Genomic DNA, 23860 nt, shown 5'->3' on the forward strand with positions numbered 1-23860 from the left:
CTTGGGTAAGATGTGTGTATGTCATTTCGGGCAACTTTGACTTGGAGGTCTGGAAGGCCGGATGCTACTGCATCTTCCCACCTTTAACCATTTATCTTCAGTTGCACTTCATAGTTGAACTCGCGCTGGCTTATATCGTCGAAATTGTCAAAAAGCGCCCGGATCCGATTATTCTGACCGATGATGTGTACGCAACATTTGCCGATGACTTTGTCTCCTTATTTGCGCTGTGTCCGTACAACACGATCCTCGTTTACTCATTTTCAAAATATTTCGGAGCGACGGGCTGGCGGATGGGTGTCGTCGCCACGCATGAGAATAATATTCTCGATGAAAAGATTGCGAATTTACCTGAGCCACTGCGCAAGCAGCTTGATACTCGCTATCACTCCATCACGACAGAACCACGTAAATTAAAATTCATTGACCGCTTAGTTGCCGATAGCCGTACCGTCGCATTGAACCACACAGCGGGCCTGTCAACACCCGTGCAGGCACAGATGACATTGTTCTCTTTGTTCTCATTGATGGATGAGGCTGGTAGCTATAAAGCCGAGATGAAGAGCATTGTGTTGCGGCGTAAGCAAGCTCTCTATCGTGCACTCGGTTTGCCGATGCCACATGATCCAAATTCAGTACGTTATTATCATTTACTGGATATGGAAACGCTTGCCGAACAAATGCACGGTAAAGCGTTCGCTCAGTGGTAATTGAAAAAAATGAAGCCAAACGAGGCACTGTTCCGTTTGGCCGAGGAAACCGGTGTGATTCTCTTACCTGGAAAAGGTTTCGGCACTACCAATGCGTCTGGCCGGGTTTCACTTGCGAATTTGAATGAGTATGACTATGCAAATATCGGCAAGGCGATTCGTAAAATGGCGACCGAGTATTACGACATTTTTATGAAAGAACAAAGCAAAGCAAAGTCCTCTGCACCGAAATTAGCGAAGTCAGAAAAAGCACCAAAAAAGGCCGGTAAGAAATAAACACCATGCGGTCTTGCGTTGCATTGCAAGACCGCTTTTTCATGACAGCGAGTTTGTTGTTGAAGAAATTCAGAGGGACTTCAGCTTCATTGATACGAATTGCCAGCAATGCAGGGCCGAACTTTAATACGCAACTAACCTCTGGTTTGATGCATACCAAACGCTACTCATTCGTTAATCTGAAATGTCGTTGTGTTTCCCCATTGGAAACGACTATTCTGATTTTGTTGTTCGCTTAAATCCATGCCAGGAATTTCCCACGAGGTTGGTTCTTCACGCTGGACGTGATTGTGTTCATGACGAAATTTAGAGATCGCATCATAGACCACCTTGCGCGCACGGTTGATTCCCCCTAAAGGGCGATGCTCAGGTAACGCGTGCCAAGGTGAAAAAGACATATTCTCGCCATACTCTCGTTGCATTTCGCTATGAAAATTTTGTCGCGGTATTCGTATGGTTGCAACTTTTCGGTAAGGAGATAGAGACTCTGGCCACAATTTACCGGGATCTTCAATTGGCATTTGCTCGGCATCAGTTTGAATCTGAATATTAAAGTCAAATACCGCATCTTCGTGTGAAAGCTGTGCAACCATCGCATCACGTAAAAAATTTGCTTTTGGTTGTGCTGGTAACGTATCGATGACTTGAGTACTAGGAACGACAGCGTATTTAACTGCCTTATCGCCGAATAAATAAGGTGTCGTACTGAAGTAACTAATATGCAGAGGATTGGCAAATTTGAGCATTGAATGCCAAAGATTATAGGCGGCGCGCCAGTGCGTCATGAAGAACCACAGCGCAGACAGGGCGCCTGAGGTAAATGCTTTTATCAACTCAGCAAACTCTTTCACATCTCTGGTCACGAAAACATCGGTACTGATCAGTATGAAATCATGTGTTTGAGCATCTTGCTCGGCTTCTAATAATTTTTTACCGGGCACACCCATGAGTTTGATCGCCATGCCGCGAATATCGGGTTTAATATCTGCCTGTATCGTACCGTTTTGGTTTGAGAAACGTATCCATGCTTTGTAGCGACGATTTTCTTTGAATACGCCCACCCGCAATTCAGGTGGCAAATCGGGCTCGACGATAAAATAGGCGCGCACCAGCCCATGCATTTTTGGATGCGCATCCCGGCGCATAATGCCTTTCGGGTATTCTTTGGCTATTTTTGCCTGTAAACGTTTGCGCAAATCCCGAACGTATTTAATTTCCTCTGGCGGAATTTTTTCGGTTGCGAGTGGTAAAGGTGACGCCATAGATTTTCCTCTTCACGCTTTGTTTCGATCGTGGTTTTAATCGTTAAATGACGCTACTGTGTTCCAACAACACTTGGCCGATGCCATTATTTTGATCCAGCGGAAGCATTAACGCCGCTAGAGTGGTCTTGTAAAACCGATGATGCGATTAGATGGTAGTAACTTTTGTTTCAAAACAGGTAATATTTTACACATGTCTAAATTGACAAGCAATTTTTGCCGTTGCACTTACGCAAATTAATTTGTATCAGCGTCAAAGTAACATGTTCTTTATGTTCATTGTTAAATATTACATAATGTAGCAATATTATTAATTTATATCACTATTCTGCATTGCGGGATAGTGTCTTCAACAATCTCCGCTTAACTATTAATAACCGGGACTGCGGACAAAAGAAAACAACTCAGGTAAAGCGAAAAGCCGCATAACATCGCGGCCAATCGTTACAATGAAGCAATATGAAGGCATAGGCATATCTTTGGGGTTTACGGGCTGACTACCTCATTATTATCAACGACGGTTTCCTGCGCGAGGAATACAAGCAGGATAACAATCCCGAGTACGGGGACGAGGGCGATCAACTGCATCCAACCACTACGATTCGTATCATGCAACCGTATCATGCAACCTGCGCGCTGTTGCAGCAATAGAGGGTAAAAATCGCTAATTCGAACAAAATAACTCATTTTGAACTCACTATCGATGCAGCAAAGCCAGCCAATATTGCAAACAGCACGAACCACCAGAACTCTGAAAGTAATGCCCGACCTTCGAAATCTGCCTATTTATTGAAGCAAGTTTTGATGGCGCTCTGAAAATTCTTACGCATTTTCTCCCGCAAGCAAAGAGTTTAAGATAGTCGTGGTGCACCACAAACATGTTGATTCAGAGCTCATGTCCATTGCGTAATTTTATTGCCTTCAGCGTCAGTAAATGCACTGACAACAATCATAATGAAGTCGATAAATGCCCATATTCCTAAACCACCAAACGTCAATAATTGCAGTATACCCGTACCAATCTTGCCGACATAAAATCGATGAACGCCAAGAAAACCAAAAAAGAAACATAACAACATTGCTGGCAAGATGCGCTTATCTGACGCGCTAGGTGGCACCTGAGTTGCGCCGCATCCAGGACAAGACGTAGCACTAATGTGCAATTGCTTACCGCAAGCACGGCAATAAATCATCTGCGAAGTTTCACTCATTATCTTTGCCCCTTTAGTTAATAAATATCGGTTTTTTTTTAGAATAACCACCACGGTATCAAGCACCTTGCGTTCCCAAACATAATCGAAAGAATATATACATTTGTAGCAAAAAAATACAATTTCTATTCTTGAGTCAGACTCAATTTGGTTTCAGTCGTAACATCCAGGCTAGCAGCAACACGAGTCCGGCGCCAACCACACCAAACCAGCCCCATCGACCGGCAGGGAGGAGACCAGCAGCGATGGCTGTCCACGACAGGCCATTCAATGTCTCAAGAAATACTGGCACGAGATTCCCCTGTCCGCGCTGCTTAAACCGATCACGCGTCATAGGTTTGCTTAACCATTGGTAGAGCAAGGCTGTACAAATAACGCCTCCCAGACTAGTCATGGCCAACGTCAACCCTAACGCATAGTCACGAGCACATAGCCAGATTACTGCGGGCGTCAAAAGTAAGCCTACGGGCAGAATTGCGGCTGCCAGTTTAGCAAGACGAATCTGAACCGCTGGCACAGGTGCGCATTGTAAAAGATCTGGCATGTCTTCTGCCGACACAATGACCCATATTAATGAACCACTTAAAGAGATCGTCAGATACGTGAGCCCAGCTACCACGCCAGGAAGCATCGCACCATCTTTAAAAATAACAAAGAACAGTGGCAACATATACAGCATCTGCAGACAAATCTGTGAAAGTAGCTCGATATCACGTAAAAGCAAACGCCATTCTTTGATAAAAATAGCCGGCCAGACGCCTCGCCGAAAACGCGGAGGCTTGAATGCTCCAGCGACAGACGCTGGGGGCACTGACACACTACTTGCTTGCTGTACACCCCGCACAAAAAATTGGTGCGTGTATCTGGCCGTCATCCAACAGACCAGCAAACCGCAAGCGAAAATCACCACCGCGCCATCGCCGATACCAAAAACGGCGCGCGCAGGGATCAATAGCCAACTCGTCTCTGTCAAAAGTTGGTGCTCATCCATCAACGAAAAAACGCTCGCCAAAACAGCTTCACGGGAACCATCACCCAGATGCGAAAAAATCTGCGTCATCAAAAAAAATGCTGCCCCACTGAGTGCCCCTAACAAATAGGCCACGGTATGGGTTCGCTTTACACCAATCAACTTCACTAAACTCAACGTCAACAACATGGCAGCCGACACAACCAGCATCGCCATGCCACATAAAACCGGATAGGCATTGAGGCGACCCGCCGTACCAAGGAAAGCAGCAACATTAATGACGGGCGACAAAAAGAATACATACACCGCCAACACACCGACCACAATTGCGGTCAGTCTGACGGTGAAGATCGTTTGCGTGTTCATTGGCGACGACAAAAGCAAATCGAGGTCACCACGTTCGAACAATGCCTTGACACTGCGATTGAGAGCCGACGACAACATGAATGTGCTGATCAACAACAACACAAAACTCGTCGCCCAAAACACAATGACAGACTGAGGCTGAGACAACATCGGCATGTCCTCCAGCATAGACCACACCAAAACGTGCATTCCAACCCAAACAATCGCCAACAACAACTTGGTTTTCAATGACATCCCGCGTGCAGTCTTTTTCGATTTTGCAGATGCCTTGGAGGCATCACCCATCTCATAAAAGAACAAGCGTAATTCATGCGATAGCAGCCACCAAAAACTGCCGGGAGTGAATTGAAAAAATCGCATATCAGGCAGCTTCAGTTAATTGCAAAAATACCTGCTCCAATGTCGCCACAGGCTGTCCTTGATCATCCTGGTGCGCCAAACTACGCAATTCATCCAAACTGCCTTGCGCGATCAATTTACCATGTTGAATGATGCCAATACGCTGCGCCATGCGTTCCGCCACTTCCAGGATATGTGTTGTGAGGATCACGGTACCGCCTTGCGCTACATGCGCCAACAATAAGTCTTTTACCTGGCGCGCGGCGGCGGCGTCCAAACCAGTCAGAGGTTCATCAAGGATGATTAATTCTGGCTGATGAATTAAAGCACCTGCCAATGCCAGCTTTTGCTTCATGCCTCGTGAAAAACCTTCAGTCAGCTCATCGGCATGCTGACTTAAATCCAGCCACTCCAACAACTCAACAGCTTTTTTCTGCGCGGCGTCAGGAGGCATACCCCACAACCCCGCGACAAATTCCAGATATTCAAATGGTTTGAGTTTGTTATACAGCATAGGATCGTCGGGCAAATAGGCGAGCTTCTGCTTTGCAGCAGCAGGATTTCGCAATAAATCTTGCCCTAAAATTTTTATACTGCCGCTGTCCGGCAGGAGCAATCCTGCAACCATGCGCAGGGTCGTCGTTTTGCCAGCACCATTGGGGCCAAGTAAGGCGTAGAGTTCCCCTTTGTTAACCGATAAACTGAGATGATCGACCGCCGGCCGACCAAAACTCTTGTTTAAATCCAATAATTCTAATGCTGCCTCATGCATAAATATTCTCTCAATATTCCACTCAAAACGACCTAGACTGAAAACCCTAAGCGGTAATCGGCGTACAAAGTTCGACCAGAATACCGTCTGGGGTCCGGACATACGAGACGACTTGTCCCCATGGCTTTTGTGCGGGAGCGGCCAACTCGACTGCACCGCTGGCCACAGCATGCGCATGTGCATGAGCGACATCATCGGTAACCAGCGCAACTTCAAACCCCAACGGTTGTGTCGAGCTATGGGCCGCGACATGGCCACCGTGGTAATTCAGTTCCCCCATCTCATGTGCGGCAAACGCCAACGCTGTGGCACCTGTTTCCAGCTCCCCATACATACCTGATTCATGCAAAAATCGTCGTTGTAAGCCAAAGGCTGTTTCGAAAAATGTCAGCGATGCAGCAACATCAGGGACATAAACAATGGTGTATCCAAATTTCATCTTTCACTCCTGAAAAGGCTCGCAATTTAACGCTGAAAAGCAACAAGAAACACGCCTGACATTAATTCATTCTACAATCGCGCCGTCGGTGATGCGACGGTAAAAGCAGATGAATATTACCAAAAAATTAATTATTTGATGCAATTTGTTGGGCGCTTGAGACCTTAGTGTAATGAATCAATTTGACGACCGGCACACAAATTGAACTGGTTCCCGATGTCAAATGCAAATTTCGGCTATGCTTGCTCCAAATTTACGTCTTGCTTCAAAGCGTCGACATCATATTCTGAAGGAAATTCAGTGAGTAATTTGTTAAATCAACGTCTTGCACTACTCGATAGCGATCAATATCGTCCCTTGCTTGGACAAGGTTTACGAGGTATCGAGCGCGAAACCTTGCGAGTAGATGCGAAGGGGCAACTTTCCCGCCGAGATCATCCGTCTACCCTCGGAGCAACTTTAACGCATCCCGAAATCACGACAGATTATGCCGAAGCGCTCCTCGAATTTATTACGCCAGCGACACCTGACATCGCCGAAGCCTTAGACAAATTAGACAAAATTCACCGCTTTGCCTACAGCAAATTAGGGGACGAAATGTTGTGGAGTCAATCCATGCCTTGCCCTTTGCCAGATGAAAATGAGATTGCAATCGCTTGGTATGGCAAGTCACATATAGGAATGATTAAACACGTTTATCGACGTGGCCTGGCATTGCGCTACGGTAAAAGTATGCAATGTATCGCCGGCATTCATTACAACTATTCACTTTCTGAAGATATCTGGAAAGCCTTACAACAGGCCGAAAATACGCCAGGTGATGGGATGGATGTGCAATCCGAAAACTACATCGCGATGATCCGTAACTTTAAGCGTTACAGTTGGTTACTGATGTATTTATTTGGGGCCTCACCAGCATTAACAACGTCGTTTCTGCGGGGTCGTCCGCACCAATTAGAAACCTTGTCCGCTGATACACTGTATCTCCCATATGCGACCAGTTTGCGTATGAGCGACCTCGGCTACCAGAATAATGCACAGGATGGTTTAGTACCGCCCTACAACAACCTGATGGAATATATGCGCAGCTTGTCAATTGCGGTGCGCATGCCTTATCCCGCGTATGAAAAAATCGGTACCAATATCAACGGCGAGTGGGTGCAAATCAATACCAACGTGTTGCAAATTGAAAATGAATTCTATGCGACGATTCGCCCAAAACGCGTAATACGCAGCGGCGAACGTCCGATTGAGGCTTTGTGTGCACGCGGCGTGCAATATGTGGAAGTACGTTGCATGGACGTCAATCCATTTGATCCACTAGGAATCAATCTGGAAACCTCGCGTTTTCTGGATGCCTTCCTGTTATTCTGCGCTCTGGACGAAAGTCCGCTCACCAACAATGAAGAAGGCCTGGAAAATACTAATAACTTCGCGCTCGCCGTGAAAGAAGGCCGGCGTCCCGGCCTGATGCTGACAAAAGCGGGTAAGGCAATCGCACTACAAGCGTGGGGGCTGGAATTACTAGAAAAGATTGCACCGCTTGCTGCCTTACTGGACAATCAACGTGGTGACGCTCAATATGCGCGTTCCATGCAAGTGCAAAAAGAAAAATTGCTGGATAGTGAGCTCACGCCTTCTGCACAAGTGTTAAAGGCAATTCACGCTGAAAATGGCTCATTTACACAATTCGCTTTGAAACAGAGCGCAGCGTTAGCGTCGCAATTCCGCGCTCGTCCACTGAACGCCGATGATCAGGCTTATTTCGAACACCTGACACAAGTATCGATCGCAGAACAAGAAGCCATGGAAGCATCGCAAAGTGGCACGTTCGACGAATTTATTGCCGATTATCGTTCACGTACTTCCAGCCAGATTTGCTGCGAAAATTAAAGGTTATAGAGCTACTCCAACTGAATTGATTGCTGTCTATAAGCTTATGGCAGCAATCGGCTTTCTTTCAGTTTGATTCATGACGAATGCCGCAAAGGTCTAATTTACCAAAATTGCCAGAAACTTTTCTTTTTGACTGGTTTGGCTTTCGTTTTTGGTGCTAGCCCCATCCGTTCCAAAGCCTCATCATGGCTCATATTTTTACCACGTAAATAAGCATAGTAATATTCCTTGGGCATTTTGAACTTCAGATTGAACGGATCTTTGAGGTGTTCCTTCAACAAATCTTCGTATTTACTCCAATCTGGCACTTCACCATTATTTTTCGCCGCAAGCCTGCGCACATAAGCCATTGCTTCATCAATTTTGAGATTATTCATTACACACCTGTAATTGATCTAAATACTTGCTGACGATCACGTCACCATTCTTCCAGCGCCGGACAAAGTAGCCTCAGCAAAGCTTAACGTGATCCGAACCTACATTCGAACCGAGATTAACACTGACGCTCCGGATCATTATGTGTCATTACGAGTTGTATTAAAGCATATAAATTTGAAAATGGTGACGCGCGACCATGGATACAACTTAAAAACAGGCCATTCATCGTTTCATTGCTGTTTCACAACCGAATTTCTTGCTTTCTGAGGCTGGCTCCAATAGCATGATCAGGTTTAATTTCTTGTGTAACCATCCATGCCAGCATTGCCTGAATTACGAGAATTAGAACGTATCATTAAGCTTGGGCACCCACACCTTGAAGTCGATGTCATGTGTGAGGTGGACGTCCAGCATAAGCGCTTTCCGGTTTATAAACTGGCATTAGGAAATCCTGACCCAGATGTGCCTGCTATCGGTTTTTTTGGTGGAATACACGGTCTGGAACGGATAGGAACGCAGGTTTTGCTCTCCTTTTTGCGCGGACTTATCTCTCGTCTGGCGTGGGATAAGGGCTTGCAACATATGTTGCAAGAAGTCAGGTTGGTCTTCATGCCTTTGATTAATCCCGGTGGAATGTGGCAGACAACGCGCAGCAACCCGAATGGGGTTGACCTGATGCGTAATGCGCCGGTGCAAGCGACGGATAAGGTTCCTTTTTTGCTCGGTGGGCACCGCTATAGCCGCCACTTGCCTTGGTACCGCGGCCCCGAAGGCGCCGACATGGAAGTTGAAAATCTGGCTTTATGTCGCACTGTTTCCGAGGAATTATTATCCCGACGTTTTAGTCTGGCCATCGACTGTCATTCCGGATTTGGCTTACGTGATCGAATATGGTTCCCACATGCACATAGCGTTCATCCCATTCCACATCTGGCGGATATCTTAGCACTGGAAGAACTGTTCCAACAGACACACCCAAATCATCATTATTTGTTTGAGCCCCAAAGTTTGCAATATCAGACGCATGGCGATGTATGGGATTATTTATATTTGCAGGCGGCACAAAGTCCGGCGAATACTTTTTTACCGCTGACCCTGGAAATGGGATCATGGATTTGGGTAAAGAAAAATCCTCGCCAGCTATTTTCACGCCATGGCATGTTTAATCCGGTGGCAGAACACCGTCTGCACCGGGTGCTTCGACGGCATATGTCATGGCTCGATTTTCTGATGCGTGCGACCTGCGGACATCGTGAATGGATAGCGCAAGGGCCAACTCGCCTACGTCTGCAAGAACGCGCAGTGGCGCGCTGGTACCGACCATGACCTGGGTTTTGTTGCGCGGCCTTATGCGTGAAAAAAGGCACTGGGGTGATTTTTTAAACACCTTTGAATCTGCTTTTCCAGACGAAGAAGTGATTACGATCGATTTTCCTGGCAATGGTGAATGTCATCAGCAAGCCAGCGCCAGCACAATCCAAGGTATGCTGGAAGCTGCGCGTGTGCAGGTTAATGCGCGTAACTTGCCCGGTAATATTCGCCTGCTCGCCATTTCTTTAGGTGCGATGGTTGCCGTTGCCTGGGCACAGACCTATCCGCAAGAAGTGCAACGAATGGTGTTGATTAACACTAGTCTCGCACCACATAATCGTTTCTATCAACGCTTGCGCCCGAGCAATTATCCGCGCTTATTGGGCACCATGTTATTTGGAAACGTGCGACAACGGGAACAGCTCGTTTGCGACCTTACCAGCAACCAGACATCTTCTGCCGCTGCAAAAATGATCGTTCAGGCATGGATTGATTACGCAAATCAATATCCGATCACTCGCCGCAACATTGTCCGCCAGCTTATGGCCGCCATGCGCTATCAGGCACCTGCACAGGCACCGCAAGACCAGATCCTGCTGTTAGCGGGTGCTGCGGATCGCTTAGTGAATCCAATTTGTTCTACTTTACTCGCCGCCAAGTGGCACTGTCCTTTGCTTGTACATCCACTTGCCGGGCACGATTTGCCATTAGACGATGGCGCGTGGATCATCGCACAGATTCAACGCTGGTTGCGCGACGAAGGTAAGCCCAGTTCAATGCATCTCATTTGAGTTCTGCACTCAAATTCAAGATGGTGTAATCTTTTATGCTTTATAGCGTCAAATCATATCGTGCAAAAAGTATCGGCCACCACTTATCTTAAACTCCTTGCTGTCGCGATGTTCTGGGGCGGCACCTTTATTGCCGGACGCATCGTCGCCCCACAAATTCCCCACATGATTGCTGCCGCATTACGTTTCTTGGTGGCATGTGCGTTGTTATTGCCTTTAGCCTGGAAACTTGAAGGTGGTTTACCTAAACTTAACCGGCAACAATTACATGCGACTTTTGCCTTAGGCGCAACTGGCATCTTTTTGTATAACATTTGCTTTTTTTCAGCATTAGAAAGCATGCCTGCCGGTCGAACTGCTTTATTTGTCGCGCTAAATCCTATTGTGACCGCGGTACTCCTATCTGTTTTATTTGGAGAACGTTTGGGCATACGTCGCTGGTTCGGTATTGTCATCGCCTTCGTTGGCGCTGCAGTGGTCATTACGCGAGGCGACCTCCTGGGTGCGTGGCAAGATGTCTCACAATCAATAGGCAAGGGTGAACTATTCATGTTGTGTGCAATTTGTGCGTGGGCAGCCTATACGATTATTGGACGGCATGCCTTGAAAGGCTTAACGCCAATCGCTGCGACGACTTATGCGTCTTTATGGGGACTACTACTTTTGCTTTGTGGCGCAGCGACTGAAGTCACAAAGTTTGAATTAAGTCACTTGACGTGGCAGGTGATGGGGGCATTGATCTATCTGGGTGCGTTTGGCACGGTCATCGGTTTCGTCTGGTATTACGAAGGCGTCAAAGCGATCGGTCCGGCGCGCACTGCGGTATTTAACAATCTGGTTCCCGTATTTGGTATAGGTTTCGGCACATGGATGCTCGGTGAACCCCTGTTGATTTCTATGGTGCTTGGCGGCGTGCTAGTCGTTACTGGCGTCTTACTCACCAATCGATAACCTAAACTAAAGCAAACTACAAGGTTTGAAAAGTCTTCTCTAGTGCTGGCGACATCCATTTTTTCAAATTGTTTCAGCAGCAGAAAAGCACAAAAAAATAAATTTCAATGAAAAAAACCTTTTTTTATTCATTTTTATTTCCCCTGAAAAAGTTATATTGTGGCAAAAAAGTACACATTTTTATAACAAAACCATTGCTTTTAATTTAAATCCGTCCAAAATAGAAGCTAATTATTAACTTTACTTAACAATGTTACTTTTGTCTTAAGATTTTGAGGTCCATGGCGCAATTCAATTGGGATATGTAACATGCAGAATTTTTCTCTTCGTACAAACAGCGATTTGCTCATCTCTTTTTTGCTGCTGCTCGTTAGCACTGTCGCATTGCTTTGGGATAACGTCAGTGTTAGCCATATACTTGCCGCGCTCTTTATTCTTAGTACTGGGATATATCTGGGATGGAAATTAATACGCACTCGTGCTGATCAAGCAGAAAACATAGATCAAACAGAGACTTCGCAAGACTCAGAAACCGTTCGTGAATTACCAAACTTGTTACATCATGTGTTACCACTTTGGAGCGCGCATGTGGTGTCGGTCAAAGAACAAACCGAGACTGCGGCCGACGAATTGATTCGTAGTTTTTCTTCAATGGTCAATGCATTTGATGCCGCAGGTTTTGGTAGCGTCGGTGATCTGAATCAATCGCGAGATGCAGATGCCACCATCACTTTGTTGCAGTTGTGCAAAAAAGAATTGACACCGGTTATTGATTCTCTCGGGAAAATGATACAGAGCAAAGATGAGTTACTGCTTTGCATCCGTGATTTAGCGGCATCCACCACCGAATTAAACACAATGGCGCAAGAAGTCGGTCAAATTGCTGCGCAAACTAACCTATTAGCGATCAATGCGGCCATCGAAGCAGCCCGCGTAGGTGAACATGGTCGAGGCTTTGCAGTGGTTGCCGGGGAAGTACGCAAATTATCTCAAATGTCTGCTGAAACCGGCAAACGAATGGGCGAACGAGTCAAAAATGTGTCCAGTGTGATGAAAACTGCGCTAGCAACTGCCGACCACGCGTCCATTCACGATAGTAAAGTTCTGGAAATTTCTGGCGCCGTAGTTCGCGACGTATTGTCTCACGTTGAAACGATGGGTGATTCTGCGAAACTAATGCGCGAGCACGGGAATATCATCCGTGGCAACGTTGAGGAGTTGCTCGTCAGCTTACAATTTCAGGATCGCATTTCTCAGGTTCTTGATGTGATTCACAATGATATTAACAAATTGCAGGATAACGTTGCTTTTGCCGATCAAACTGAGCTGCCAACAACCCGGCAATGGCTCGAAGAACTACAGAAAACTTATACCATGCACGATGAATACCGCAATCACGGCAACGACGGCCAAGCCAGTGCAAACAAAGAGTCTGAAATAACCTTTTTCTAAATTGCGAATTCTCAATAATCACTGATTCAATCAAAAAAGAGTCAAAAATCAATCAAAGGCGTCATCAGTTTTTTTGAAGTAAAACAGATAACGGATTATTGCAATCGAGTTTGAATCCGTCCTTAGGCACAGGACTGGCAATCGTTTGCCGTTCTATGCTATTTGTGCTGTGGAGTAAAGAATGCTTTCACCTCAACAAAAATCTAAGGTACTGGTCGTCGAAGATGATGAATTAGTCTCTTTGCAAATCCAGATCAAGCTGGAGATACTGGGTTATCTGGCGATCGCCGCTACCGGTTATGGCGAGGAAGCAATCCAGCTTGCCCACAAACTGCAGCCCGACATCGTGTTAATGGATATTATGCTTGCTGGCAAGCTTGACGGGATTGCGGCAGCGCATGCCATACATACCGAACTGGGCTTGCCAGTCGTCTTCCTGACGTCTCAATCGGAAGATGAAATTCTCAACCGTGTCAAAGAATCAGAGGCGTTTGGCTACATCATCAAGCCATTTACCGACAGAGAACTGCGTGCGGGCCTCGAATTAGCACTTTACAAGCATGGTGCCGAAGAAAAATTACGTCTCAGCGAACAACGCTTGCGGGCCATTTTTGACGCCGAACCTGAATGTATCAGCGTCATTGATCGTGCCGGACATTTACTCGAAATGAATGCCGCTGGATTAGATATGCTGGAGGTCAGAGACATAGATGAAGTCCGCCAACGATCCCTGCTTTCTTTTGTAAATCCAAAATACCGGGCTACATTTCAAGCATTATTCGAATCGGTCTTAACTGGTAGTAGCGGGACATTAGAATTTGAAGTTACGGGGTTCCGCGGTACTCATCGCTGGTTAGAGACACATGCCGTGCCGATTCGTGACAATGCCAACGCCCACACGATGATGCTCGGGGTCACCCGAGATATTTCCGAAAAAAGACGGGCAGAAGAAGCGCTACGACAAAGTGAATTAGATCTACGAGAAGCAGAGAATCTTGCCAAAGTTGGCCATTGGGTATGGGAACCTGATATCAACAAAGTAACTTGGTCAGACGAAATGCAACGTATCTGGCAACGCGATTTAACACAATATGGCAGCAATATCGCGCAAATGATCTTTGATACGGTCCATCCAGAAGATCAACAAATTATCATCAGTCGTCAAGAAGATACATTTAAAAAACATAGTCTGGCATCAGCGTTTGAATACCGGATTATTTTGCCGGATTTAAGCCTGCGCTATATCTGGGCGCGCCCCGGAAATCGCATCATCAATGCCAGCGGCAGGGTCGTTCGATTAACCGGAATCGTCCAAGATATTACAGAACGTAAGTTAGCCGATGCCGTCCGACACGAAAGTGAAGAACGACTAGAACAAACTTTTGTAGCGTCACCAATAGGAATGGCATTGGTTGCGCTAGACATGTCATTTTTAAAAGTAAATCATGCTTTTTGCGACATGCTCGGTTGGCCAGAAGCAGACATTCTGCATCAGGGTTTTGATCTATTTACCCCAATAGAAGATTTAAGCTTTGACCAACAATTAATTTCCGAAATAGTGAATAAAAAGCGGGAAAATTTTCAATTAGAAAAACGCTATCTCAACCGCCAACAACAAGATGTATGGACACAGCTCAACGTCAGTGTTGTGAGAGATAAAGCGGGCAAAGCTTTGCACTTTGTATTTCAGATTCAGGATATTACTGAACGAAAAATTGCGGAAACGCAGTTGCACAAATTGTCGTTGGCCGTGGAACAAAGTCCGGAAACGATCATCATTACCGACGTCAATCGTCACATTGAATACGTCAACGAATCTTTTTTGAAAACCTTTGGCTACACGCGAGAAGAAATCCTTGGTCAAGATCCCAAAATAATTCGCGATGAATCAAAAATCAACGACCATTTAACGTCCTTAGTTCCGGTAATTTCACAAGGAAATATTTGGAAAGGTGAATTCCATAATAAGCGTAAAAATGGCACACCGATCATTCAATACGCGATCATCACGCCTTTGCGCAAGCCAGATGGCACGATCAGCCATTACGTTGCTGTACAAGAAGACATTACTGATAAAAAGCGCTTGGGTGAAGAACTGGATAAACATCGTCATCACCTGGAAGACTTAGTGGCCAGTCGCACCGCCGAACTCATCGAAGCGCAGCGATTGGCGGAAGCTGCAAATGAGGCAAAGAGTAGCTTTATCGCCAATATGAGCCATGAAATACGCACACCGATGAACGGCGTATTAGGAATGACCTACCTGGCGATGGCCGCGACCAGTGACCCTAAGCAACGTGACTATTTGAAGAAAATTCAACTTTCCGGTCAACACTTACTCCACATCGTCAATGACATCCTGGATTTCTCGAAAATCGAAGCTGGAAAAATGACCCTTGAGGCAGTGGATTTCTGGCTGGAAGAAATTTTAAATAATCTCTCAAGCATGATGAGCAATAAGCTCATCGGTCGCAATGTTTCATTGAATTTTGATGTTGACGAGGATCTGGCAAATCATTTGCATGGCGACCCACATCGCCTAAGCCAAATTTTGATTAACTACACCAATAATGCGATCAAGTTCACGGAGCAAGGCGAAATTATTGTCAGAGTGCGTAAAGTGCATGATGCCGCCGATGGCTGGCTGGTGCGCTTTGAAGTCCAGGACTCTGGAATCGGCATGAGCGCAGCGCAACAAAGCAAATTATTTCGCTCGTTTCAACAAGCAGATAATTCAACGACACGCAAATATGGAGGAACTGGCCTCGGTTTAGCGATCAGCAAACAGCTTGCCAAGCTCATGGGCGGGGATGTCGGCGTCAGCAGCGAGCTAGGAAAAGGAAGCACTTTCTGGTTTACAGTTCATCTGTCTGCTGCAAAAGAAGCCGCCGTATTACCTGAAGCAAGAACTGAAGATCTCAATAACATGCGGCTTCAATTATTGTCAAAAGAACGCGGTGGACTTACCGTGTTAGTGGTTGACGATAATCAGTTCAACCAACAGATCGCCGCTGAACTCCTCGAAGCAGCAGGACTTCAAGTTCTGTTGGCAGGCAATGGCAAGCAAGCGATCGATATCTTAAAGAAAAAATCGGTTGACTGCGTCTTGATGGACATACAAATGCCGGTGATGGATGGTCTGGAGGCAACCCGCAAATTACGTAGCATGGAAAAATTTGCGCGCTTGCCTATCATTGCAATGACTGCCAATGCCATGAACGAAGATCGCCTCCAATGCTTAGGTGTCGGCATGAACGACTTTATGGCGAAACCTTTCGTGCCCGAAGTGTTGTATCACACCCTCACTCGCTGGCTCTCGAACACGCATGAAATCAATGAACCTGCAGCACATTACGAAGTGACGCCTGCAACCAATATCGATAAAAATTTATGTATTGATTTACGCGTGCTTGAAAAGCAATTAGGTGCTGTGCCAGAAAAAATCGGAAAATTTGCCGGGAAATTTGTTGACTCCGCGCGTAAAGGGCTACAAGAACTCGATGCAGCCTGTCTGGCAGGTGATCAGGTTATCTTGTCGGCGCTCGGACATCGTCTGAAATCGAGCGCCCGTACCGTCGGCGCAAACCAATTTGCAGATCTTTGCCATGAACTGGAACAATTGAAGATCACACCAGATCTGCATCGTTCTAATGAAATTGTCAAAGAAATGCACGAGTGGTTCGAAAAAATTGTAGCGTTTGTCGATTTATATCTGAAAGGCAAAGTGCAAGCCAATACGCAAAATCAAAATGCGCTCACTGAACCGGTGCAAGCTGTTTCTCATTCTGATTTGCACGTATTAGTGCTGGAAGACGATCCTAGCCATATAGAAATTGCGAGTACCGTCTTACGTAAATTAGGTGTGACTCGCATTATGTCGTGCATCGATGGCAGCCAAGCCTTAACGATGATACGTACCTACAACCCCGATATGTTAATTTGCGATTTGCATCTGCATGGCATGGATGGAATTACCTTCCTGCGCCTGGTTGCCGAACAAGGTTATTCGGGTTCCGTGATTTTACTCAGTAGTGTCGATCATAATTTGTTGAAAGCCGCTGAAAGTTTGGTCAAAGCATATGGACTCAATTTATTGGCGGCAATTAAAAAACCCTTAATGCCCGACGTCTTAGCGCTCGCACTGGTTCATCAAAAGCATTCTCGACCTGAGCGCGTTCAATACAAAAAAGAAGCCGTGTTAACGGTCGCTGAATTGCAGCAAGGCGTCGCCGACGACTGTGTCGAGGTCTATTATCAACCTAAAGTTTCGGTCTTTAATAAGCAAGTAGTTGGCGCCGAATGCCTGGCACGTTGGCGCCACCGTGAACGCGGCATCATCGGTCCGGGTGCCTTTGTACCAGTCATGGAAGCGCACGGTATGATCGACGTTTTGACGCATGAGATTCTCAAGAAAGGATCAAGACAGCTTGGACTGTGGTTGCAACAAGGCCACGATTTCAAGCTCTCAGTTAATGTCTCGATGGACGACCTGGATCAACTCGATTTGCCTGAAGAGTTTGAACGTATTGTTTGCAGTGCTGGCGTGGAACCAAATCGCATCACGTTGGAATTGACAGAAAGTCGATTAATGGAAAATCTGACTGTGAGTCTGGAAATCTTAACCCGGCTCCGTTTAAAGGGCTTTGGTTTATCCATTGATGATTTTGGTACCGGTTTTTCAACAATGGAAAATCTCAAGCAATTACCCGTCACGGAACTTAAAGTTGATCGCGCTTTCGTCAACGGTGCAACTAAAGATGAAGCCGCCAGGGCGATTCTCGGTTCGAGTATCCAACTCGGAAAAATATTTCGTCTGAATTTAGTGGCTGAGGGTGTCGAGAAGCAACAAGATTGGGATTTAATTGCAAGCTCCGGCTGTGATGAAGTCCAAGGATATTTTATCGCGCGGCCAATGGCTGCCCAGGAATTCATCGATTGGAAAATGGCATGGGAAATTAAACTCAAGCAAGACTCGCAAGAAACGAATTAACTCAATGTGTAATTTATAGGTGAAAAAATGGACTCCGCTTTTCAAGTAGCAGATATTAAAGATTTACATGTAATGATTGTAGATGACGACGATTTTCAAATTGAATTTGTCTCCGATTTATTGACAGAATTGGGAATCAAAAAAATCACTACAGCCTTAGGTGGTGAAATCGGCCTGGCTTTGTTTGATCGCAGTAATCCTAAACCGGACCTGTTGCTTTGCGACATACAAATGCCAGACATTGATGGCTTTGAATTCATGAAAAAATTGGGAGATCGCCATTATGCTGGCGGTGTGATCTTAATGTCTGGTCAAGGTGCCAAGGTTTTATATTCCGCATCTTTAGTCGCGCAATTAGCACGTCAACATTTCTTAGGTACGCTAGAAAAGCCATTGGAAAAAGAGTCGCTACTCGCTGCCATTGAGAAAATGGTCGTTAAAGCGTAAGCGTTTCAGCTTATTACAATTACCCCCTGTTTTGCCTCCCCTGTTATCCCTCTGGTTTTTTACAGAGGGATATTTTTTGACCTCATTTCGTCGTTCATTACCGACCGCAGAAATCACTTAGGCTACACATGCTGTTTTTCTTAGTTTGAAGTTCGATCACGTGATCAATTTCAAAGATAAAATCAAAACTAAAATCAAAACCGGTCATTTAATGACCGGATATAAATTTCAAATTAACAATAAAGTACACGTAATAATTCATGTTTTTACGCGAGCGGAACTGTGCTGCCAAATTCAATTTTGAGCTAATTGTTTCAAGTAGCGCAAACCACTGATCGCACGACTGCCGTACCAAGACAGCATCTCGCCGTCGACTAATTGCACCGGTTTACCAATCTGCTTTTCTAAGGCATCAACGTGTGTTTCGCTAAAGCGATATGGTTCGGTAGACAGCAAGATCCGGTCGATCGGACGTAGCGTTTCTTCACTCCACTCAAACACCGGGTAACTTTGCTTTGCATCAGCTGGTGCCCATGTTGTCCAACCAATTTGCTTGAGCATATTCGCAATATAGGTGTCACTGGAAACGGTCATCCAAGGATCTTGCCAGATGCAATACAACACGCGTTCAGGCGGATTAGAAGAATGTTGTGATAGTTCTGCATTAGCCAATTCGTATTCTTGAATGAGCTTTTCTGCAGCTTCTTCAGCCTGGAAAATTTGTCCCAACAAACGAAATAATTCAGGATTATCCGACGGCATTAGTGGATGGGTCACAATCACATGCGGAATAAATTCGGCTAAGATATCAACTGTTGGCTTTTCGTTTTCATCAATGTTGACGATGACGTGCGTAGGTGCCAAGGTCCGAATTTTTTCAATATTGACATCTTTGGTACCGCCGATTTTTGCTATTGCCTTCACCATCGCTGCGGGATGAATGCAAAATCCTGTGCGACCAACAATCAAATGTGCCAATCCCAGATCACACAATAATTCTGTGATCGATGGCACCAGACTGACGATGCGCGTATTCGCATCGAGAGCAACTGTGTGCTGCTGGCCAATGGCATCCAACAGCGGTTGTTTAGGTAACATGCTTATTTTTCCAGGGTAATCGCGCGAGCCTTGTGCGGCGCACGCGAAAAAAGAAAATCATAAAGCGGGTTCGGTAACAAACGCAGTAATTTGGCCACGACACCCATTTGCCACGGGATCACACGGTACGAACGACCCGCATCGATCGTCTGTAAGGCTTGAACAGCGAATTTTTTGACTGGCATCAAAAACGGCATAGGATAGGTATTCACCTGCGTCATTGGCGTGTCAATGTAGCCGGGGGCGATCGTCACCACTCGTATACCTGACTTTTTCAATTCCACTCGCAACGATTCACAATAACTAATCACGGCTGCCTTCGATGCGCTATACGCTTCTGCACCAGGTAAACCCCGGATTCCTGCTACGCTACCGATTCCTACCAAACGACAATCTTCGTGGTCTGCATACAACTTCATGGCGGCAATAAATGGCGCAAACGTGGCGACTGTCGAAGTGACATTGGTTTGAAATACGCGTTCGAACATGGGTAGATCTTCAAGGTGTTCCGTTAAGGTTCCTACAGAAATGCCCGCGTTAGCAATGACGACATGCACTTGATTGCATCGCTGTAAAAAGTCTTTCGCCGCATTGGTCAGGGCATCGTGATCAGTGACATCGACAACGTAAATATGATGCCGTTCGGGGTGCGGTAAGCTGGCGCGTAATTGCTCAAGTTGCTCTCTGCGCCTTGCCAGTAATCCCAGAGTTGCACGTTGCTCTGCATAGGCCTGCGCAAGTGCAGCACCTATGCCTGATGATGCTCCGGTAATGAATACATTTTTCATGATGGCCAATAAAAAAAATCCGCCGTAAAAGTAGACGGCGGATTCATTCAATTTAATTATTCACGGACTTACTTCTTTTTTGCAGCATCAGAAGAGGTTGCTGTAATTCCCTTTTCTTTTTGCGCTTTAGCGACTAAGACATCTAATACTTGTAATACTGCAGCGTTTTGCGCATCTTCAGTCACACGTCCCATAGAAGCAACTGCTTGCGATGGTGAAGTAACAAAACGCCCGTCTACCGCAATCGTTGGTACGCCATCAATTTGATACGCTTCCATCAACTGCTTAGCGCGCGTCAACTTGCTTTGGGTAAAAAAGACGGAGTTATAAATTTCAGAAAACTTCTGTTTATCAAGGCCAGATTTAGCAACAAAACGCATGACATCGTCATCTGTACGCAAGCTATTCCGATCGACGTGAAATGCCGTGAACACTTTGGATTGATATTCGTCGACTTTTCCCATCGCTTCTAAGGTGAAATACAGCTTTTGTTGACTAACGAGATCATGGAAATCAACGTGAATACGTTTAAAAACAATATTGTCACCTTGCTTTTTTACCCACGCTGCAATTTGTGGTTCTAAGGCATTGCAGTGAGGGCAGAAGTAACCAAAGAACTCAACTACTTCTATTTTTTTGCCACTATCGGTGCCCTGTGGACGCGTCAATACGCGGTACTCTGCACCGTTTTGCGGCGCTGCTGGCGAAGCACCAGCACCGGATGCCATCAAACCTAAACCCAACAACAACGCACTACGAAGAATTTGAGTAAATAAACGCATTATTATTCCTTTAAAATTACTTAACAGTTCGAACTACGGCAACATCAACACCGTTGTCAGACAATTTGGTGCGAGTTTTGTTCATACTTTCTGCATTATTAAATGGTCCGACCCGGACGCGGTACATGGTGCCTGTATCCGAAGTCTTTTCGCTGACTTTCGCTTCAAAACCAACCAACGCGAGTTTGGCACGCGCACTCTCGGCATCAGCCTGATCTTTAAAAGCACCGGCTTGCAAGAAGTAAATGTACTTATCATCGGCCGCGTCAGTCTTGGCAACATCTGGTGATTTTTCAGTCTTGTCTGCCGCCGTCTTATCCGTGGCTGGTTTAGTATCCGCTTTCGCCTCAACTGGCTTTGCTGCTGGCGGCGCTACAGTGGCTGGCGTGGCGGTAGCGGTGGCAGGCACTGGCGCAGGATCGGCCGTTTTGACCGGTGCATTTGAATCTTTTGCAAATTCTTTTGCCGCTTCCTTGGTAGCGTCTTTATTTCCATACAAAGGCTTGTTCGGATCTTGCAACTGTGTGACTGGTTGATCCGGCTTGTCCGTTTTGATCCCTTTATTGGTAAAAGGGGTTGACGATTTAGTAATCAGCAATGCCACCGCAACAGCAATACCAAGACCAATGACCAGACCAATAATCAAGCCGGTTAAGGTATTACCCTGTTGGCGTGGAAGCCGTGAATAATGAAATTTCATGCGTCTCCGTAAAAAAATGTTTTCGCTGTTTTAAATGCTTGGATCAAGACGAGATTACGATCAAACCGCTTGCTCAACAAACTGTGTGTCTTTACGCGGTTTAGCGTCGGAGACAACCAGTTTTGCTGAAAAATTACATTTTATTTGGCGCTGATACACCGATCAAGGCTAAACCATTACGTATTACCTGGCGAGTGGCCAGCATCAATGCTAAGCGTGCCAACTTGGTGGCCTCATCATCGACCAACACGCGTTCTGCATTGTAATAGCTGTGTAATTCACCCGCCAAATCACGCAGATAGAAAGCAACCTGGTGCGGACCCAGTTCATCCAAAGCCCGTTCAAGAGCCTCTGGATATTCCGCTAGTTTAGCCAAAAGACTTGCTTCTCGCGGCGCAACGAGTGGCGACAAATCAACATCGGTCAACGGAGCGAAACCCGCTTCGTCCGTCGCATATTGTGCGAGAACGGAACAGATGCGAGCATGCGCGTACTGCACATAGTAAACCGGATTTTCATCAGATTGCGCCAAGGCAACGTCAACGTCGAACACGAATTCGGTATCTGCTTTCCGTGAAATCAGGAAAAAGCGGACTGCATCACGACCTTTGACGACATCACCGTTGCCTGACCACTCGATCAGATCGCGGACAGTGACATAAGACCCTGCACGTTTGGAAATTTTAACCTCTGCACCGTCTTTCATGACGGTGACCATTTTATGCAACACGTAATCCGGATAGCCTTGTGGTATGCCAACGTTTAACGCTTGCAAACCGGCGCGGACGCGCGCGATGGTGCCGTGATGGTCACTGCCTTGAATATTAATTGCCTGACCATATCCACGTTCCCATTTAGTCACGTGGTAAGCAACGTCAGGTACAAAATACGTATAAGTACCGTCAGTCTTTTTCATCACGCGGTCTTTGTCGTCACCATATTCGGTCGTCCGCAACCATAATGCGCCGTCTTGCTCGTAGGTCTTACCTGCGGCTGTGAGCGCCTTCACCGTCGATTCAACTTTGCCATCGACATACAAAGATGTTTCGAGATAATAATGATCAAATTTGACACCAAAAGCCTGCAGGTCGCTATCTTGTTCGCGACGTAGATAGGTCACGCTGAATTCACGAATTGAATTAATATCGTCGACATCGCCATTTGCAGTGACTGGAGACCCATTGCTGGCAGAGACAGTTTTTTTGTCTAAGAAATCACGGGCGATTTCTGCAATATAGTCACCATTGTAAGCAGACTCTGGCCATGCCGCATCACCCGGCGCGTGACCTTTGGCCCGAGCCTGAACCGATAATGCCAGATTGCCAATTTGTACGCCGGCATCGTTATAATAAAATTCACGAGTGACATCGTAGCCCTGAATGTCTAACAAAGCGGCCAGAGCGTCACCTAAGGCACCTTGACGACCATGCCCGACGTGCAACGGCCCAGTAGGATTAGCGGAAACAAATTCCACCACGACTTTTTGACCGATGCCGCGTTGACTTTTACCGTAATTGGCAGCTTGCTGCAGCACTGCTTTCACAACAGCTTGTTTGGCGGCGGTAGCAACACGAATATTGATAAAACCAGGCCCGGCAATCTCCACCGCTGAAATCAGTGGACTATTTTGTGCCTGCAAATTCGTTGCAATGGCATTCGCAATTTCGCGTGGATTTTTGCGCAGAGGTTTGGCAATCTGCATGGCGATATTGCACGCTATATCACCGTGAGCGGGGTCGCGTGGTCGCTCAAGGAGGATGGTAGGAGACAAATCGCTCTCTTCCAAGATCGGCATTACCGCATTTTTTAGTAAATTCAGAATTTCTTGTTTTTGTTCAGCTAACATAGCGCATCGGTTTCATTGCGTTTCGCGCAACAAATCAAAATAAGGACAGTGGTCATTATACTGTCTCCCTCGCGCCATGTCCGTC

At 46.1% G+C, this 23860-nt stretch carries 19 protein-coding genes and 2 pseudogenes; 8 read left to right on the forward strand and 13 right to left on the reverse strand.

Annotated features, from left to right (window positions below):
• Positions 1 to 122: 122 nt before the first annotated feature.
• Positions 123 to 986, forward strand: a pseudogene (locus tag ACO0K1_RS16975) (bifunctional aspartate transaminase/aspartate 4-decarboxylase); the annotation flags it as partial.
• 167 nt (positions 987 to 1153) lie between these two features.
• On the opposite strand, the gene ACO0K1_RS16980 reads toward ACO0K1_RS16975, so the two are convergent.
• The 7 genes and pseudogenes from ACO0K1_RS16980 to ACO0K1_RS17010 all read right to left on the reverse strand — a co-directional run bounded on the left by ACO0K1_RS16980 (position 1154) and on the right by ACO0K1_RS17010 (position 6345).
• The gene (locus tag ACO0K1_RS16980; protein ID WP_423027861.1) at positions 1154 to 2248 is read right to left on the reverse strand and encodes a catalase family protein; all 1095 of its coding nucleotides are present in this window, start codon (positions 2246 to 2248) and stop codon (positions 1154 to 1156) included.
• A 486-nt stretch (positions 2249 to 2734) separates the two neighbouring features.
• The gene (locus ACO0K1_RS16985; RefSeq protein WP_423027863.1) at positions 2735 to 2935 is read right to left on the reverse strand and encodes a DUF805 domain-containing protein; all 201 of its coding nucleotides are present in this window, start codon (positions 2933 to 2935) and stop codon (positions 2735 to 2737) included.
• A pseudogene (locus ACO0K1_RS16990) lies at positions 2932 to 2988 on the reverse strand (hypothetical protein); the annotation flags it as partial. The pseudogene ACO0K1_RS16990 and the gene ACO0K1_RS16985, both read right to left, overlap by 4 nt.
• A 153-nt stretch (positions 2989 to 3141) precedes the next feature.
• Positions 3142 to 3459, reverse strand: a complete 318-nt coding sequence (locus ACO0K1_RS16995; protein WP_423027865.1) for an NINE protein — start codon at positions 3457 to 3459, stop codon at positions 3142 to 3144.
• A 142-nt stretch (positions 3460 to 3601) separates the two neighbouring features.
• Entirely contained in the window at positions 3602 to 5155 is a 1554-nt protein-coding gene (locus ACO0K1_RS17000; RefSeq protein WP_423027867.1) for a putative ABC transporter permease subunit, read from the reverse strand.
• Position 5156: 1 nt separating this feature from the next.
• Complete coding sequence (locus ACO0K1_RS17005; protein ID WP_423027869.1) at positions 5157 to 5906, reverse strand: ABC transporter ATP-binding protein; 750 nt, start codon at positions 5904 to 5906, stop codon at positions 5157 to 5159.
• A 46-nt stretch (positions 5907 to 5952) separates the two neighbouring features.
• Positions 5953 to 6345 carry a VOC family protein gene (locus tag ACO0K1_RS17010; RefSeq protein WP_423027871.1) on the reverse strand — a complete coding sequence of 131 codons (393 nt, stop codon included), beginning with the start codon at positions 6343 to 6345 and terminating at the stop codon, positions 5953 to 5955.
• A 300-nt stretch (positions 6346 to 6645) separates the two neighbouring features.
• On the opposite strand from ACO0K1_RS17010, the gene gshA reads away from it, so the two are divergent.
• The gene (gshA, locus tag ACO0K1_RS17015) at positions 6646 to 8238 is read left to right on the forward strand and encodes a glutamate--cysteine ligase (protein WP_423027873.1); all 1593 of its coding nucleotides are present in this window, start codon (positions 6646 to 6648) and stop codon (positions 8236 to 8238) included.
• A gap of 104 nt (positions 8239 to 8342) precedes the next feature.
• On the opposite strand, the gene ACO0K1_RS17020 is transcribed toward gshA, so the two are convergent.
• The gene (locus ACO0K1_RS17020; protein ID WP_423027875.1) at positions 8343 to 8618 is read right to left on the reverse strand and encodes a hypothetical protein; all 276 of its coding nucleotides are present in this window, start codon (positions 8616 to 8618) and stop codon (positions 8343 to 8345) included.
• 316 nt (positions 8619 to 8934) lie between these two features.
• Here ACO0K1_RS17020 and ACO0K1_RS17025 point away from each other — a divergent pair, with 316 nt between their 5' ends.
• From ACO0K1_RS17025 to ACO0K1_RS17050, 6 genes are all read left to right on the forward strand, one after another.
• The gene (locus ACO0K1_RS17025; protein WP_423027877.1) at positions 8935 to 9945 is read left to right on the forward strand and encodes a M14 family zinc carboxypeptidase; all 1011 of its coding nucleotides are present in this window, start codon (positions 8935 to 8937) and stop codon (positions 9943 to 9945) included.
• A complete protein-coding gene (locus tag ACO0K1_RS17030; protein ID WP_423027879.1) occupies positions 9942 to 10721 on the forward strand; it encodes an alpha/beta fold hydrolase in 780 nt (259 codons plus the stop codon). Before ACO0K1_RS17025 ends, ACO0K1_RS17030 begins: the two co-directional genes overlap by 4 nt.
• Before the next feature lie 57 nt (positions 10722 to 10778).
• The gene (locus ACO0K1_RS17035) at positions 10779 to 11672 is read left to right on the forward strand and encodes a DMT family transporter (protein ID WP_423027902.1); all 894 of its coding nucleotides are present in this window, start codon (positions 10779 to 10781) and stop codon (positions 11670 to 11672) included.
• 786 nt (positions 11673 to 12458) lie between these two features.
• A complete protein-coding gene (locus tag ACO0K1_RS17040) occupies positions 12459 to 13124 on the forward strand; it encodes a methyl-accepting chemotaxis protein (RefSeq protein ID WP_423027904.1) in 666 nt (221 codons plus the stop codon).
• 181 nt (positions 13125 to 13305) lie between these two features.
• Complete coding sequence (locus ACO0K1_RS17045) at positions 13306 to 18114, forward strand: response regulator (protein WP_423027881.1); 4809 nt, start codon at positions 13306 to 13308, stop codon at positions 18112 to 18114.
• A gap of 27 nt (positions 18115 to 18141) precedes the next feature.
• Positions 18142 to 18561 carry a response regulator gene (locus ACO0K1_RS17050; RefSeq protein WP_423027883.1) on the forward strand — a complete coding sequence of 140 codons (420 nt, stop codon included), beginning with the start codon at positions 18142 to 18144 and terminating at the stop codon, positions 18559 to 18561.
• Between the two features lie 294 nt (positions 18562 to 18855).
• Here ACO0K1_RS17050 and ACO0K1_RS17055 read toward each other — a convergent pair whose 3' ends face one another.
• The 5 genes from ACO0K1_RS17055 to argS form a co-directional block, all read right to left on the reverse strand.
• Positions 18856 to 19659: a helical backbone metal receptor gene (locus tag ACO0K1_RS17055; RefSeq protein ID WP_423027885.1), complete on the reverse strand. Its 804-nt coding sequence runs from the start codon at positions 19657 to 19659 to the stop codon at positions 18856 to 18858.
• A 2-nt stretch (positions 19660 to 19661) separates the two neighbouring features.
• Positions 19662 to 20447: an SDR family oxidoreductase gene (locus ACO0K1_RS17060; protein WP_423027887.1), complete on the reverse strand. Its 786-nt coding sequence runs from the start codon at positions 20445 to 20447 to the stop codon at positions 19662 to 19664.
• A gap of 68 nt (positions 20448 to 20515) precedes the next feature.
• Positions 20516 to 21229, reverse strand: a complete 714-nt coding sequence (locus ACO0K1_RS17065; RefSeq protein ID WP_423027889.1) for a thiol:disulfide interchange protein DsbA/DsbL — start codon at positions 21227 to 21229, stop codon at positions 20516 to 20518.
• A gap of 16 nt (positions 21230 to 21245) precedes the next feature.
• Complete coding sequence (locus ACO0K1_RS17070) at positions 21246 to 21929, reverse strand: SPOR domain-containing protein (protein WP_423027890.1); 684 nt, start codon at positions 21927 to 21929, stop codon at positions 21246 to 21248.
• A gap of 133 nt (positions 21930 to 22062) precedes the next feature.
• Positions 22063 to 23775: an arginine--tRNA ligase gene (gene argS / locus ACO0K1_RS17075; protein WP_423027892.1), complete on the reverse strand. Its 1713-nt coding sequence runs from the start codon at positions 23773 to 23775 to the stop codon at positions 22063 to 22065.
• Between the last annotated feature and the right edge of the window lie 85 nt (positions 23776 to 23860).

Origin of the sequence: Undibacterium sp. SXout20W, from assembly GCF_049340285.1 — a bacterium.
In the GTDB taxonomy this organism is placed as follows: domain Bacteria; phylum Pseudomonadota; class Gammaproteobacteria; order Burkholderiales; family Burkholderiaceae_D; genus Undibacterium.